Source organism: Paracoccus sp. NBH48 (assembly GCF_015390265.1).
In the GTDB taxonomy this organism is placed as follows: Bacteria; Pseudomonadota; Alphaproteobacteria; order Rhodobacterales; family Rhodobacteraceae; genus Paracoccus; species Paracoccus marcusii.
Map to the genome: position 1 here is coordinate 631,021 of NZ_VUOJ01000001.1, position 13,688 is coordinate 644,708.

A 13,688-nucleotide genomic window follows, 5' to 3' on the forward strand; every position below is an offset into this window, starting at 1 on the left:
CCCCGTTCTATCCCCACCGCGCGGGCGGGGAAAGGGGGCGCGGCGGTCAGCCGGTCCAGTCGATGGGCGCACGCCCCTGGTCCGTCAGCCAGTCGTTGATCCGGCTGAAGGGCCGCGATCCAAAGAACCCGCGCCGAGCTGACAGGGGCGAGGGATGGGCCGTGGCGATCACCAGATCCTGCGCGCGCGGCAGGCCCGCCACCGCTTTGCGCGCGTGATTGCCCCACAGCAGGAAGGCCAGCGGACCGTGCGCCTGCGCCTCGGCAACGGCCTGGCGGGCCAGCCGTTCCCAGCCCCAGCCCGCATGGGCCCCGGCCTGTCCCGGCGCGACCGACAGCGCGGTGTTCAGCAACAGCACGCCCTGACGCGCCCAATGCGACAGATCACCTGTCGCGGGCGCATCGCCCAGGTCGTCGCGCAGCTCGGCAAAGATATTGCGCAGCGACCGGGGCAGCGGCGTGTCGGGCGTGACCGAGAATGCCAGCCCGTTCGCATGGCCCGGTGTCGGATAGGGATCCTGACCCAGGATCACGACGCGCACATCCCGCGGCGATGTCGCCTGCAGGGCCGCGAAGATCCGATCAGGCCCGGGCAGGAACGCAGTGTCCGCCAGCCGGTCGCGGATCGCCGGCCAGTCGTCCCGAAAGAACGGCAGATGCGCCCAGTCCGACGGAGGGGTCACGATTCGGGTGCGCCGGTGACCTGCGCCAGCGCCACCAGCCGCGCCTTTGCCGCGCCGCTGTCCAGCGATTCGGCGGCCATCCGGGCCCCGTCGCGCAGGTCGGAAACCTGCCCCGCGATCAGCAGCGCAGCGGCCGCGTTCAGCAGCACCGCGTCGCGATAGGCGCCCCGTTCGCCGTCCAGCAGGGCCCGGAAGGCCGCGGCATTGTGCGACGGCTCTCCGCCCACGATCGCGGCGAAGGGGTGACGGGAAAGGCCCGCATCCTCGGGGGCGATGGTGAATTCGGTGATCTGGCCGTCCTGCAGCGCGGCCACGTCGCTGTCCTCGGCGATCGACAGCTCGTCCGTGCCGTCGCCGCCATGCACCAGCCAGGCCGATGTCGACCCCAGGTCGCGCAGCACCTCGGCCATGGGGCGCAGCCAGTCGGCACTGAACGCGCCGGTCAGCTGGCGGCGGACCCCGGCCGGATTGGTCAGCGGTCCCAAAAGGTTGAAGACGGTGCGCGTGCCTAGTTCGGTCCGGGGCGGGCCGACATGGCGCATCGCCGGGTGGTGCATCGGCGCCATCATGAAGCAGATGCCCGCCTGGTCCAGCGCGCGCTGCGCCACGGCGGGGCCGCCCAGCACGTTAATGCCCATCTGGGTCAGCGCATCGGCCGCCCCGGACTTCGACGACAGGTTTCGGTTGCCGTGCTTGGCCACGGGTACGCCGGCCCCCGCCACGACAAAGGCCGTCGCGGTCGAGATGTTCAGCGTCCCCTTGCCGTCGCCGCCGGTGCCCACGATGTCCATCGCGCCGTCAGGTGCGGTGACGCGGTTCATGCGGGCGCGCATGGCGCGGGCGGCCGCCGCGATCTCGTCCACGGTTTCGCCGCGCACGCGCAAGGCCATCAGCAGGCCGCCGATCTGGGCGGGGGTCGCCGCACCGTCGAACAGCGCAGAGAAGGCGGCCTCGGCCTCGGTTCCCGTCAGGGGGCGTTCGGCGGCAAGGCCGATCAGGGGTCGGATGTCCGTCATGCGGCGTCCTTGCGGACGGTGCAGCGGTCCAGGAAATTGCGGATCATCTCGTGTCCGAACTGCGAGGCGATGGATTCGGGGTGGAACTGCACGCCCTCGATCGGCAGGTCGGAATGGATCAGGCCCATGATCGTGCCGTCGTCCGACGTCGCGGTGACGCGCAGGCAGTTCGGCAGGGTCTCGGGTTCGACGGTCAGCGAATGATAGCGGGTGGCGTTCAGCGGCGATTGCAGCCCCGAAAATACGCCCGTACCGTCATGGCTGATCGCGTCGACCTTGCCGTGCAGGATGCGGTTGGCGCGCACGACGCGACCGCCGAACGCCTCTCCGATCGCCTGGTGGCCCAGGCAGACCCCGAACAGCGGCACGGCGCGGTCCGCAGCCGCGCGGATCAGGTCCAGGCAGATCCCGGCCTGCGCCGGATCGCACGGCCCCGGAGAGATCACGATCCCGTCCGGCGCCATCGCCAGGGCCTCGTCCACGGTGATCTGGTCGTTGCGGCGCACGACGACCTCGGCCCCGGCCTCGCCCATGTAATGGACAAGGTTCCAGGTGAAGCTGTCGTAATTGTCGATCAGAAGGATCATCGATGCACCTTGCGGCCAGAAGAAGGGGGGCGGTTTCCCCCGGAAAAAGCGTCCGCTATAGATGGGCCAAAGCGCCACCGGGGGTCAAGACCGGGCGGACGCACAGCACGGACGGGGCAGGGATGGCACGGGGATTTCTGGCGGGGGCGGCGACGGGCGGGCTGGTTGGAGTCCTGGCGCTGGCCGGGCTGTCGCTGGCGGTGCCGCTGGCGCAGCCGGGGCGCGACGCGCTGTCGATCGGCATGCCGATCGGGTCCGAATTCGGACGCGGGGGCGACGTCTCGCCGACCTTGCCCGCGCCCAGTGCGGCCAGCCTGCGCGATGCGGCCACGCCCGCCGCGGTGCCCGCACCCCAGGATGAACCGGCCCCCGTGACGAATGACACGATGCGCCCCAGCCTGCAGCCCACGGACCGCATGCCGGCGCAACCCGCCCCCGACATGGCCGCCGATGCGCCAGGCCTGACCCTGCGCGGCGATACGCCGGTGACGGTGACCGGCCCCGCGCCCCAGCCCGCGATCCGCGCGGCGCAGGACGGATTGCCGCGGATCGCGCCGTCGGACGATCTGCCGATGGACCGGGCGCCCGTGATGCCCGCGCCGGCGCTGGACCTGTCGCTGCCGCCGGACCTGACCGACCTTCGCAGAATGGAACGAGACTGACATGCGCCCGCTAAACCCCGCCCTTGCCGCGACCTTTGCCCCCCCGGTGATGGAGGCGCGCCGCTGGCTGAGCGGCGTCAGCTTCCCCGCCGACCGACCCCTGATCAATGTCAGCCAGGCCGCACCCGTCGATCCGCCGCCCGAAGGGCTGCGCCGGGCCATCGCCGAGGCGGCCCTGCACCGACCCGAGGCGCATCTGTACGGCCCCGTCCTGGGCAACAGCGATCTGCGCGATGCCGTGGCGGCGCAGTTCTCCGCCGCCTATGGTGGTGCGCTGACAGGGACCAACGTCGCGATCACCCAAGGGTGCAACCAGGCGTTCTGCGCGGTCATGGCGACGCTGGCCGGGCAGGGCGATCAGGTGATCGTGCCGACGCCCTGGTACTTCAATCACAAGATGTGGCTGGACATGGCGGGCGTCGCCACGGTCCCGCTGCCCTGCGGGGCCGACATGCTGCCCGACCCCGATCACGCGGCCGCGTTGATCACGCCCGCCACGCGGGCGATCGTGCTGGTCACGCCGAACAATCCGTCGGGCGCGGAATACCCGGCCGATCTGGTGGGGCGGTTCTTCGATCTGGCGCAGGCGCACGGGATCGCGCTGGTGGTGGACGAGACCTATCGCGATTTCGACAGCCGCGACGGGGCACCGCACGACCTGCTGACCCGGCCTGGCTGGGACGGGACGCTGATCCAACTCTACAGCTTTTCCAAGGCCTATCGCCTGACCGGGCATCGTGTCGGCGCCATCGTCGCCGGCATCGAGCGGCTGCAGCAGGTCGAGAAGTTCTTGGACACCGTGGCCATCTCTCCGTCGCAATTGGGTCAGATCGGCGCGGTCTGGGGGATGGAGCACCTGCAGGACTGGCTGGCCGGAGAGCGGGCCGAGATCCTGGCGCGCCGCGCCGCCGCCGCGGCCGCCCTTGGCGCCTTGCCCGGCTGGCGGTTGAAAAGCGCGGGGGCGTATTTCGCATGGGTCGAACACCCGTTCGCCGAAGGCTCGGCCGACCTGGCGCGGCGGATGGTGCGGGACGCAGGCGTCCTGGCGCTGCCCGGAACGATGTTCACGCCCGAGGGCGACGCCACGGGCCCGCGCCACCTACGCATCGCCTTTGCCAATGTCGATGCGGCCGGAATCGCGGCGCTGGCGGACCGGCTGGCCGGCCTTTCGGCCTGATCCACTTGTGGCTGACCCGCCCGCGCCCTAAAGACGGGCGGGACACGACCACGAGGAAGGCCGCGCCATGTCACAGCTGCGTACCAAGGGCAAATCGACCATCGTCTGGATCCTGATGGGTCTGATGGTGCTGGGGCTGGGAGGCTTTGGCATCACCAGCTTTTCGGGCGGCACGACCGAGATCGGATCGGTCGGCGACACCAAGATCACCGCCGACGACTATGCTCGCGCCCTGCAATCGGAAATGCGCGCCTTTTCCCAGCAGACCGGCCAGCAGATCACCATGCAGCAGGCGCAACAGATGGGGCTGGCGCAGTCGGTGCAGGCCAACCTGATCGCGGCGGCCGCGCTGGCGGAACAGGCGCGCGCCATCGGCGTGTCGGTGGGCGATGCGCAGGTCGCGCAGACGATCATGCAGGCGGGTGCGTTCCAGGGCCCGAACGGGTCGTTCGACCGTGCCGCCTATGCCGAGGTGCTGCGCCGCGAGAACCTGACCGAGGCCGATTTCGAGGCGACCGTGCGCGACGACGAGGCGCGCCTGCTTTTGCAGCGCGCCGTCGTGGGCGGCGTGACCGCGCCGGCGCCGATGGTCGACCAGACCGCGCGCTGGCTGCTGGAGACGCGCGATTTCAGCTGGCGCGAACTGACCGAGGACGAGTTGCCCGCGCCCGTGGCCGAGCCCGACGACGCGACGCTGCGCGCCTGGCATGCGGCCAATGGCGACCGCTTCACCGCGCCCGAGACGCGCGCGATCACCTATGCCTGGGTGACGCCCGACATGCTGTCCTCCGAGGTGCAGCTGGACGAAGCCGCGCTGCGCGACACCTATCAGCTGAACATCGACCAGTTCCAGCGCCCCGCGCGCCGGATGGTCAGCCGCCTGGTCTTCCCCGACGAGGCGCAGGCGCAGGCCGCCCGCGAGCAGATCGACGCCAACACCGCGCCCTTCGAATCCTTCGTCCTGCAGCGCGGACTGACGTTGGACGACGTCGATCTTGGCGAGGTGACCGAGGCGCAGCTGGGTTCCGCGGCTGAGGCCGTGTTCGCACTGGACCAGCCGGGGGTCGTGGGTCCCCTGCAGACCGATCTGGGCCCTGCGCTGTTTTCGGTGAACGCGATCCTGGACCCCGTCGACATTCCCTTCGAGGAAGCGCGCGAAGGCCTGCGCGGAGAGGCGGCGCTGTCCGCTGCCGCGCGCCAGATCCAGGACCGCATCGCGGATCTGGAGGACGCGCTGGCAAGCGGCGCGACGCTGGAGGAGCTGGCCGAGGATACCGAGCTGGAACTGGGCCAGATCGACTGGACCGCCGACGCGGTGCCGGCCGAGGGCAGCATCGCCGGATACGAGGCGTTTCGCGAACGTGCCGCCCAGATGGAAAGCACCGATTTCCCCGAACTGGCCGAACTGGCGGATGGCGGCGTCTTCGCGATGCGCCTGGACGAGATCGTGCCCCCGACCCTGCGCCCCTTCGAGGAGGTCCGCGACGAGGTTCTGGCCGATTGGCGCCGCGCCGAGGTCCAGCGCCAGCTGCTGGAACTGGCCGCCGATCTGAGCCTGGCCGAGGTCGCCCAGACCGAAGCCACCGCGGACGAGGCGCAGGCCGACGACGCCTCCGCCTGGACGACCGAAACCGGCTTGGCGCGCAGCGACTGGATGGACGGACTGCCCCCGCAGCTGCTGTCGCAGGCCTTTGCCGTGACCGAACCCGGTCAGGCCGAGGTCGTCGATGCGGGCGACCGGGTGTTCGTCGTGCGGCTTGACCAGATCAACGATGCCGACCTGTCCCAGCCCGATGCGGCACAGGTGCTGGACGGGGTGCGGTCGCGTCTGGATCAGTCGCTGCAGGTCGACCTGTTCGACTATTACGCCCGCTATGCGCAGCGCCAGTCCGCGGTCGAATTGAACCAGTCCGCGATCAACGCCATCAACGCCCAGGTCCAGTGATGCAGCTGACGCCGGAATTTCCGCAGTTCGAGGCCGAATGGGCCGCAGGTCGCAACCAGCTGGTGACCATCCGGCTGGCCGCGGACCTGGACACCCCGGTCAGCCTGATGCTGAAGCTGGCCGAGGCCGCACCGCAGAGCTTCATGCTGGAATCGGTCACGGGCGGAGAGCTGCGCGGCCGCTATTCGATCGTCGGCATGAAGCCCGACCTGGTCTGGGAATGCCGCGACGGTCAGGCGCGGATCAACCGGCAGGCGCGGTTCTCTCAGGACTTCGAGGATGATCCCCGCCCGGCGCTGGACAGCCTTCGGGCGCTGATCGCGGAAAGCCTGATCGACACGATGCCCGAGGGCGTGCCGCCGGTCGCGGCGGGCCTGTTCGGCTATCTGGGCTATGACATGATCCGGCTGGTCGAGGATCTGCCGGATGTAAATCCCGATCCGCTGGATCTGCCGGACGCGATGATGATGCGCCCTTCGGTCGTGGCCGTGCTGGACGGCGTGAAGGGAGAGGTGACCCTGTGTGCCCCGGCTTGGCATGACGGTACCGACAACGCGCGCGCCGCCTATGCGCGCGCCGCGGAACGGGTCATGGACGCGCTGCGCTCGCTTGACCGGCAGCCGTCAGAGCCGCGGGTGATGGGCGACGACACGCAGATCGGCGCGCCGGTGTCCAATTTCGCCAAGCCCGATTATCTGGCCGCGATCGAGACCGCCAAGGATTACATCCGAGCGGGCGACATCTTTCAGGTGGTTCCCAGCCAGCGGTGGCGGATGGACTTTCCGCTGCCGCCCTTTGCGCTTTACCGCAGCCTGCGGCGGACCAACCCGTCGCCCTTCATGTTCTTCCTGAACATGGGCGGTTTCCAGATCGTCGGTGCAAGCCCCGAGATCCTGGTCCGCCTGCGCGACGGAGAGGTGACGATCCGCCCCATTGCCGGAACGCGGCCCCGCGGCGCGGACGAGGCGCAGGATCGTGCGCTGGAGGCCGATCTTCTGTCCGACCAGAAGGAATTGGCCGAACACCTGATGTTGTTGGATTTGGGCCGCAACGACGTGGGTCGCGTCGCCAGGCCCGGCACCGTCCGCCCGACCGAGCAGTTCGTGATCGAACGCTATAGCCATGTCATGCACATCGTGTCCAACGTTGTCGGAGAGTTGCGGGAGGGCGAGGACGCGCTGTCCGCGCTGTTGGCAGGCCTGCCTGCCGGAACGGTGTCGGGCGCGCCCAAGGTCCGCGCGATGCAGATCATCGACGAGCTGGAGCCTGAAAAGCGGGGCGTCTATGGCGGCGCGGTCGGCTATTTCGCGGCCAATGGCGAGATGGACATGTGCATCGCGTTGCGCACCGGCGTGGTCAAGGACAAGGCGCTGTATATTCAGGCTGGCGGGGGCGTCGTCTACGACAGCGACCCCGAAGCGGAGTTCGAGGAAACGGTGAACAAAAGCCGTGCCCTGCAGCGCGCCGCAGAAGGCGCGTCGCGGTTCGTCCGCGGAAACAGCTGAGCGCAACGAAAAACGGCGGCCAAAGGGCCGCCGTTCTTTCGTCAGGATCGCAGATCAGTTGGCGGGTGCGGTCTCGGTCGTCGTACCGTCTGCCGGTTCCGTTGCCATCGTATCCGCCGGCTCGGTCGCCATCGTGTCGGCGGGTTCAGCCATACCATCGGCGGGTTCGGCCGCCATGTCACCTGCAGGTTCGGTCGCCATCGTGTCGGCAGGCGGAGTCGCGGTGCCGGTAGCCATTGGGTCTGCGGCAGGGGCCGCTGCCGGATCAGCGGCCGGGTCGCTCATCATGTCGCCGGCCGGGGCTTCCTGATCGCGGAACACGTATTCCGGTGCGGCCTCAGCCTCTTCGCGGGTCAGATCGCTGGTGATCTCCTGCGCGTCCGAGTTGATCGTCAGGTCGGCCCACGGCAGGGCGATCTGCTTCTGGCCGATGCCGAGGAAACCACCCACGCCGATGATCGCGGCCTTCATCTCGCCGGTGTCACCGTCCACGATCAGGTCGCTGATCGAGCCGATATCGGTGCCATCAGGGGACGTCACGCTGGCGCCGGTGATCCAGTCGATGCGCCATTCGTTCTCAGCCTGCTGAACCTCGACCTTTTCCGCGGCGGATGCGGCGGCGGCGGCTTCATCGGCGTTTTCGGTGGCCATGTCATCCGTGGCCATGTCACCCGTCGCCATGTCGCCGGATCCGGCGTCGGTCATGGGGGCGGTTTCGGCAGGCTCCATCGCGGGATCAGCGGCGGGTGCCGTGTCCTGCGCGAATGCCGCGCCAAGGGTCAGAGGCAGAGCAAGGGTGGTGGTCAAAAGCAGCTTACGCATGTCTTTGGTCTCCTGTGTGTGCCTTGCGGGTTGCTTGGGCAGCCCGCCATTGGGTGCTTAATGCACCGGCATCACGTCAGGTTCCCGCCCTGTCGGTGACAGAAATGTCAGGGGTTCGCCAAGCCCCTGATATCGTTTCAGTCTTCTCCGCGGAAAGGTTGCACGTACTGCAATGCCATGTCCCATGGGAAGAAGATCCAGGTGTCCTGGCTGACCTCGGTCACATAGCTGGCGACCATCGGCTTGCCCTTGGGCTTGGCATAGACGGTGGCCAAATGTGCCTTGGGATACATCTCGCGGATCAGTTCCAGCGTTCGTCCCGAATCAACCAGGTCGTCCACGACCAGGATGCCCTCGCCGTCGCCCATCAGCTCGGGGTCGGGGCGCTTGAGGACCTCCAGCTGGCCCTGGCCCGCTTCCGTGCCGACGCCCTTGTAGGAGCGGATCGAGATCGTGTCGATGGTCCGGATGTCCAGTTCCCGCGCGACGATCATCGCGGGGACAAGCCCGCCGCGAGTCACGGCGACCACGGCCCGCCATTCGGTGCCGTCCATGCGCCATGCCAGGGCGCGCGCGTCGCGGTGCAGCTGGTCCCAGCTGACATGGAAGCCTTTTTCGTGCGGCAGGCGGTCGTTCATCGTTGTCTCCTTCACGGGCGCAGGACCAGGGACAGGCCGAGGGCGGCGATCGCCAGCCCGGCCCCCCGGTCGATCCAGAATTTCAGGGCCGCATAGCGCCGCCGCAACAGCGGCAGGGCCATCAGGCTGGCCAGTGCGGTATAGAAGAACAGCTCGACCGACAAGGCCACGGCATAGATGGCGCCCTTGTCGGCGACACTCAGCGCGGCGGGGAAGATCGACAGCAGCACGGCGGAGTAGAACAGCGCCGGTTTCGGGTTCGACAGGTTCAGTGCCATGCCGGACCACAGGCTCATCCCGCCCGCCGCGGCGTCGGGCATCGGGTCACGGGCGTGGATCCACATCAGGATGCCGATGCGGATCAGATAGGCCCCGCCCAACAGTTTCAGCAGGATCAGGGTCCAGGGGGCGACGCGGAACAGGGCTGTCAGTCCCAGCAGCGCGACCAGGCACCAGACCGATGCGCCGATCGCCAAGCCCCACCCATAGGTCAGCGCGCGCCTGCGCCCCAGGGCAAAGGCGCCCTGGCTGACGGCGATCACGCCGGGTCCGGGCGACAGGATCGCGGCCGACAGCGTGGCCACGAAGATGCCCATCTGTTCGGCCGTGATCTGGATCATCGGGGCGGCGTGTCCGTCAGTCCTTCTTGACGGTCGCGATGTCGGGGGCGTCGACAGCCTTCATGCCCACGACGTGATATCCGGCATCGACGTGGTGCGTCTCGCCGGTCACGCCGGCACCAAGGCGCGACAGAAGGTACAGGGCGGAATTGCCGACATCCTCCTGCGTGACATTGCGACGCAGCGGAGAGTTCAGTTCGTTCCACTTCATGATGTAACGGAAGTCGCCGATGCCGCTGGCGGCCAGCGTCTTGATCGGACCGGCGCTGATCGCGTTGACGCGGATGTTGTCCTTGCCGAAATCCTCGGCCAGATAGCGGACGGAGGCCTCAAGCGCGGCCTTGGCGACGCCCATCACGTTGTAATGCGGCATGACGCGTTCGGCGCCGTAATAGGTCAGCGTCAGCATCGACCCGCCATCCTTCATCATCGCGGCCGCGCGGCGCGCGACGGCGGTGAAGGAATAGACCGAAATGTCCATCGTCATCAGGAAGTTGTCGCGTGTCGTCTCGGCATAGCGGCCGCGCAGCTGGTCCTTGTCCGAAAAGCCGATGGCATGAACGACGAAATCCAGCCCGTCCCATTTCGCACCCAGATCCGCGAACAGGGTGTCGATCGATGCCTCGTTCGAGACGTCGCAGGGCAGCACCGTGTCCGACCCCAGCTGCGCCGCCAGCGGATCGACGCGCTTCTTCAGCGCATCGCCCTGATAGCTGAACGCCAGTTCCGCACCCTCGGCCGCCAAGGCCTTGGCGATGCCCCAGGCAATCGACTTGTCGTTGGCCAATCCCATGATGAGACCGCGCTTGCCGGCCATCAGGCCGGGCCTCTGCTCGCTTGACATGTCCTGTCCCTCACGCTTTCAACCGTTTCAAAGGTGATTAGGGCAAGTGTCCTGTCGCAGCAAGCACAAGGAATGCGCGATGAGTGATCGGACCGGAATCTTTGCGGGCGACGACCCGTTCGACATCGCCCGCGCCTGGCTGGAAGAGGCGCGGGCGTCCGAGCCCAACGACCCGAATGCCATCGCGCTGGCCAGCGTCGATGCAGACGGGCTGCCGGATGTGCGGATGGTCCTGCTCAAGGATATCGACGGGCAGGGGCTGGACGGATCCTTCATCTTCTATACCAACTATGACAGCGCCAAGGGCCGCCAGATCGAGGCATCGGGCAAGGCGGCCTTCGTGATGCACTGGAAATCGCTGCACCGGCAGATCCGCGTGCGCGGCACCGTCACCCGAGAGGACGGACTCCAGGCCGACGCCTATTACGACAGCCGCGCGCTGCAGAGCAGGTTAGGGGCTTGGGCCTCGCGCCAGTCGCAACCGCTGGATGCCCGCGCGACGCTGGTGGCCGAGGCCGCCAAGGCCGGGCTGCGCCACGGTCCGCGCCCCGCGCGGCCGCCATTCTGGGGCGGCTATCGCATCACTCCGTCACATCTGGAATTCTGGGCAGACGGCGCGTTTCGCTTGCACGACCGGTTCCGGTGGACCCGCGACGCGGATGCCGGATGGTCGGTCGAACGGCTCTATCCATGACCTGCCGCGATATGTCGTCGCAGGAACGGAACCAACTTTTGTTAACCTCGTTGGCATAGTCTCGCCTCCAAGCCACTGTTGTGTTGTAGTCAGTGGAGGGGGTCATTACTGTCCTAGGACAATCGGCTAGCGTGAATACGGAAATGCGATGACAGAAGACGGCAGCCTCAAGCTGGTGACAGGGTTGGTCAAGTGGTTTGACCCCTCGAAGGGCTATGGCTTCATTCTGGACGAAAACGGCGGCAGCGATATTCTGTTGCACGGCAACGTGTTGCGCAATTTCGGCCGCAGTTCTGTCGCCGATCAGTCACGCGTGCAGGTGCTGGTGCAGCATACCAGCCGCGGCGTGCAGGCCGCAGAGGTCGTTTCGGTCGAGCCACCCGCCACCGACGGACAGGCCCCCATCGCCGACCTCGATATCGACATCATCGAGAACCTCGACAGCCTGCCGCTGCGTCCGGCGCGCGTGAAATGGTTCGACAAATCCAAGGGCTTCGGGTTCGCCAACATCTTCGGTTACTCCGAGGATGTCTTCATCCATATCGAGGTGCTGCGCCATTCCGGTTTTGCAGACCTTGCCATCGGGGAGGCGCTTTGCCTGCGCATCGTCGAGGGCCCGCGTGGTCTCATGGCGGCACAGATCGCGGCATGGGATGCGGCGCAGACGGCCCATGACGAAAAGGCACAGGCCGAATCGCTTCACAACTCGCTTCCCCATGTTGCGGAGTAGCCTTGCAGTCGCCCTGTTGCTGGCGCTGGCTGTGCCGCTTGCGGCCCAACCCATCGTCCCGGCAGCCGATGCGCAATGCAGGTCGGATGCGGCGCTGATTCGCACAACTGGCGACACGGCTCTATCTTTTCAGATCGAGGTTGCCGACACACCCGAATCACGGGCCCAAGGCCTGATGTTCCGCAGAAACCTGCCTGCGGGAGAGGGGATGCTGTTCGTCTATCCGGAACCCCAGCCGGTCAGTTTCTGGATGCGTAACACGCTGATCCCGCTTGACCTGATCTTCTTCGACGAAACCGGCGTGATCCGTCATATTCACCGCAACGCCCGCCCCTTGGACGAAACGCCGATCCCCGGCGCCGCCGTTGGCGATCCGCGGCCGGATCGCCTGATGGTCCTGGAAATCGCAGGAGGCGAGGCGGCAAGGCTGGGCCTTACCACCGGCCAGCAACTGGCCCATCCCGCGCTGGATCGCACTACCGCAGCTTGGCCATGCCGCTAGGGCTTTCCACCGCCGCGCCCTTGCGCTAAAGCGCGGGTGTCGGGGCGTAGCGCAGCCTGGTAGCGCGACGGTTTTGGGAACCGTAGGCCGTAGGTTCGAATCCTATCGCCCCGACCACCGAACACCGCGATTCTTATGGTGTGTTGCGCGCCCGCTTACGCGGTATTCTCTCGATTTTTGCTCAGAACCTATCGCGATCAAACGATCATCTGTTCAATGCCAAGGCGTTGGCATCGATCATCTCGTCCCAAAGCGTGGCGAACATCGCATCGGGAGCCGTGCTTCGGCCATGCATCAGCGGATAGGCAAGAAAGTGCGGTCGTTCGGTGTCGGGCCGGGTGGAGGCGAAATAGCGTTCCGCCAGCCCGCACAGAACGTCATCCGGCTTGACCGCCGCCATCATCTCCTGATGAAAGAACGGCGTGCGGCAGAAGACGATCTTGCGCCAGTAACGTGCCAACTCTGTCAACAGCGACCGAAAGAACGAGTCGCCAAAGATCATTAGGGTCCGCGGCGTTACCGATTTCGGGGACGATATCAGGTGCATGATTCCCATGTTCCCGGCCTGAACCCCATTGGCAGCCGAGGCGATCTGGGGGTGTACCATCGGCGAACGCCTGATCTCGCTGATTTTCGGCGTGCATTGTGTACCCAGGTCCCCCACGTATTCTCTTTCCGGACCCATGCTGGATGTAAGATCAGCCAGAACCTTGCTTGCATCGATATGCAAAGTTCGTTCAGCCACATCGGCGGCCAGATGCATGTTCGCGACGGGAGTGTAGTGACTGTCAGTCATGCTCAGCCGATCATTCCGCCCGAACAGATGGTCGATCGGATAAAGCAGATCGTTGGGCCGCGCGTCAGATGGCATCGAGCGTTCGAATATCGATCGATACCCGAGCCCTGCCGTGACGGCGTTCAGAACGATCGGATCGGGAAACACCCATTGGGAATAGGTTCAGCCGTTCTCATCCGCCCACTGCTTCCGCGTGCGATGATTGCGTCTGAAAATCTCGATGCGCTCCTCCGGCACCGTAGAACTGCCGCGTTCGAACATCTGCGCGACCCCGTGATTTCCGCCGACAAGCACAAGCCGCCCGTCCTCCAGGCGACGTATATGGGGCGGCACCGTCACGTCGGGTTGCGCAATCATCGGGATGTGTCCTTTTCGACTGTCATGCCCCTCTCAGTACCGTTCCGCAGCCTGACGTTTCAAGTTGTGACAGAACCGCATGGCGGGCCGCACCGCGACGCCCAACTAAGC

General features: G+C 66.8%; 16 protein-coding genes and 1 tRNA gene. 8 read left to right on the plus strand and 9 right to left on the minus strand.

Annotation, left to right across the window (positions count from 1 at the left end; all coding sequences use genetic code 11):
* Window positions 1-46: 46 nt before the first annotated feature.
* Genes F1642_RS03090 through F1642_RS03100 form a run of 3 tightly spaced genes read right to left on the minus strand, consistent with a single transcriptional unit; the run spans window position 47 to window position 2,285 of the window.
* Window positions 47-682 carry a uracil-DNA glycosylase gene (locus F1642_RS03090; RefSeq protein ID WP_194885414.1) on the minus strand — a complete coding sequence of 212 codons (636 nt, stop codon included), beginning with the start codon at window positions 680-682 and terminating at the stop codon, window positions 47-49.
* A complete protein-coding gene (gene trpD, locus F1642_RS03095) occupies window positions 679-1,698 on the minus strand; it encodes an anthranilate phosphoribosyltransferase (protein ID WP_194885415.1) in 1,020 nt (339 codons plus the stop codon). Before trpD ends, F1642_RS03090 begins: the two co-directional genes overlap by 4 nt.
* Window positions 1,695-2,285, minus strand: coding sequence for an aminodeoxychorismate/anthranilate synthase component II (locus F1642_RS03100; RefSeq protein ID WP_045980829.1), 591 nt, complete (start codon window positions 2,283-2,285; stop codon window positions 1,695-1,697). Before F1642_RS03100 ends, trpD begins: the two co-directional genes overlap by 4 nt.
* Before the next feature lie 122 nt (window positions 2,286-2,407).
* On the opposite strand from F1642_RS03100, the gene F1642_RS03105 reads away from it, so the two are divergent.
* The 4 genes from F1642_RS03105 (at window position 2,408) to trpE (ending at window position 7,574) form a co-directional block, all read left to right on the plus strand.
* Window positions 2,408-2,947, plus strand: coding sequence for a hypothetical protein (locus F1642_RS03105; RefSeq protein WP_194885416.1), 540 nt, complete (start codon window positions 2,408-2,410; stop codon window positions 2,945-2,947).
* A 1-nt stretch (window position 2,948) separates the two neighbouring features.
* On the plus strand, window positions 2,949-4,124 hold the full coding sequence (locus F1642_RS03110) for an aminotransferase (RefSeq protein WP_194885417.1): 1,176 nt from the start codon (window positions 2,949-2,951) through the stop codon (window positions 4,122-4,124).
* 67 nt (window positions 4,125-4,191) lie between these two features.
* The gene (locus F1642_RS03115) at window positions 4,192-6,069 is read left to right on the plus strand and encodes a SurA N-terminal domain-containing protein (protein WP_255522066.1); all 1,878 of its coding nucleotides are present in this window, start codon (window positions 4,192-4,194) and stop codon (window positions 6,067-6,069) included.
* Window positions 6,069-7,574, plus strand: a complete 1,506-nt coding sequence (trpE, locus tag F1642_RS03120) for an anthranilate synthase component I (RefSeq protein WP_194885418.1) — start codon at window positions 6,069-6,071, stop codon at window positions 7,572-7,574. The genes F1642_RS03115 and trpE overlap by 1 nt, the downstream gene beginning before the upstream one ends.
* Before the next feature lie 54 nt (window positions 7,575-7,628).
* Here trpE and F1642_RS03125 read toward each other — a convergent pair whose 3' ends face one another.
* From F1642_RS03125 to fabI, 4 genes are all read right to left on the minus strand, one after another.
* Window positions 7,629-8,396 (minus strand): PRC-barrel domain-containing protein, encoded by a 768-nt coding sequence (locus tag F1642_RS03125; protein ID WP_194885419.1) that lies wholly within the window; start codon window positions 8,394-8,396, stop codon window positions 7,629-7,631.
* Window positions 8,397-8,533: 137 nt separating this feature from the next.
* Window positions 8,534-9,034, minus strand: a complete 501-nt coding sequence (gene gpt / locus F1642_RS03130) for a xanthine phosphoribosyltransferase (RefSeq protein ID WP_045980835.1) — start codon at window positions 9,032-9,034, stop codon at window positions 8,534-8,536.
* Between the two features lie 11 nt (window positions 9,035-9,045).
* Window positions 9,046-9,654, minus strand: coding sequence for a LysE family translocator (locus F1642_RS03135; protein WP_206692642.1), 609 nt, complete (start codon window positions 9,652-9,654; stop codon window positions 9,046-9,048).
* A gap of 16 nt (window positions 9,655-9,670) precedes the next feature.
* Entirely contained in the window at window positions 9,671-10,498 is an 828-nt protein-coding gene (gene fabI, locus F1642_RS03140) for an enoyl-ACP reductase FabI (RefSeq protein WP_045980836.1), read from the minus strand.
* A gap of 79 nt (window positions 10,499-10,577) precedes the next feature.
* Here fabI and pdxH point away from each other — a divergent pair, with 79 nt between their 5' ends.
* The 4 genes from pdxH (at window position 10,578) to F1642_RS03160 (ending at window position 12,541) form a co-directional block, all read left to right on the plus strand.
* Window positions 10,578-11,192, plus strand: coding sequence for a pyridoxamine 5'-phosphate oxidase (gene pdxH / locus F1642_RS03145; protein WP_045999288.1), 615 nt, complete (start codon window positions 10,578-10,580; stop codon window positions 11,190-11,192).
* A 148-nt stretch (window positions 11,193-11,340) separates the two neighbouring features.
* The gene (locus F1642_RS03150) at window positions 11,341-11,922 is read left to right on the plus strand and encodes a cold-shock protein (RefSeq protein WP_045999287.1); all 582 of its coding nucleotides are present in this window, start codon (window positions 11,341-11,343) and stop codon (window positions 11,920-11,922) included.
* Window positions 11,909-12,424: a DUF192 domain-containing protein gene (locus tag F1642_RS03155; RefSeq protein WP_045999286.1), complete on the plus strand. Its 516-nt coding sequence runs from the start codon at window positions 11,909-11,911 to the stop codon at window positions 12,422-12,424. The genes F1642_RS03150 and F1642_RS03155 overlap by 14 nt, the downstream gene beginning before the upstream one ends.
* A 40-nt stretch (window positions 12,425-12,464) precedes the next feature.
* Window positions 12,465-12,541: transfer RNA gene (locus F1642_RS03160), tRNA-Pro, on the plus strand.
* 88 nt (window positions 12,542-12,629) lie between these two features.
* Here F1642_RS03160 and F1642_RS03165 read toward each other — a convergent pair.
* Entirely contained in the window at window positions 12,630-13,367 is a 738-nt protein-coding gene (locus F1642_RS03165) for a hypothetical protein (RefSeq protein WP_194885420.1), read from the minus strand.
* A gap of 15 nt (window positions 13,368-13,382) precedes the next feature.
* Window positions 13,383-13,577, minus strand: a complete 195-nt coding sequence (locus F1642_RS03170) for a hypothetical protein (RefSeq protein WP_194885421.1) — start codon at window positions 13,575-13,577, stop codon at window positions 13,383-13,385.
* Window positions 13,578-13,688: the final 111 nt, after the last annotated feature.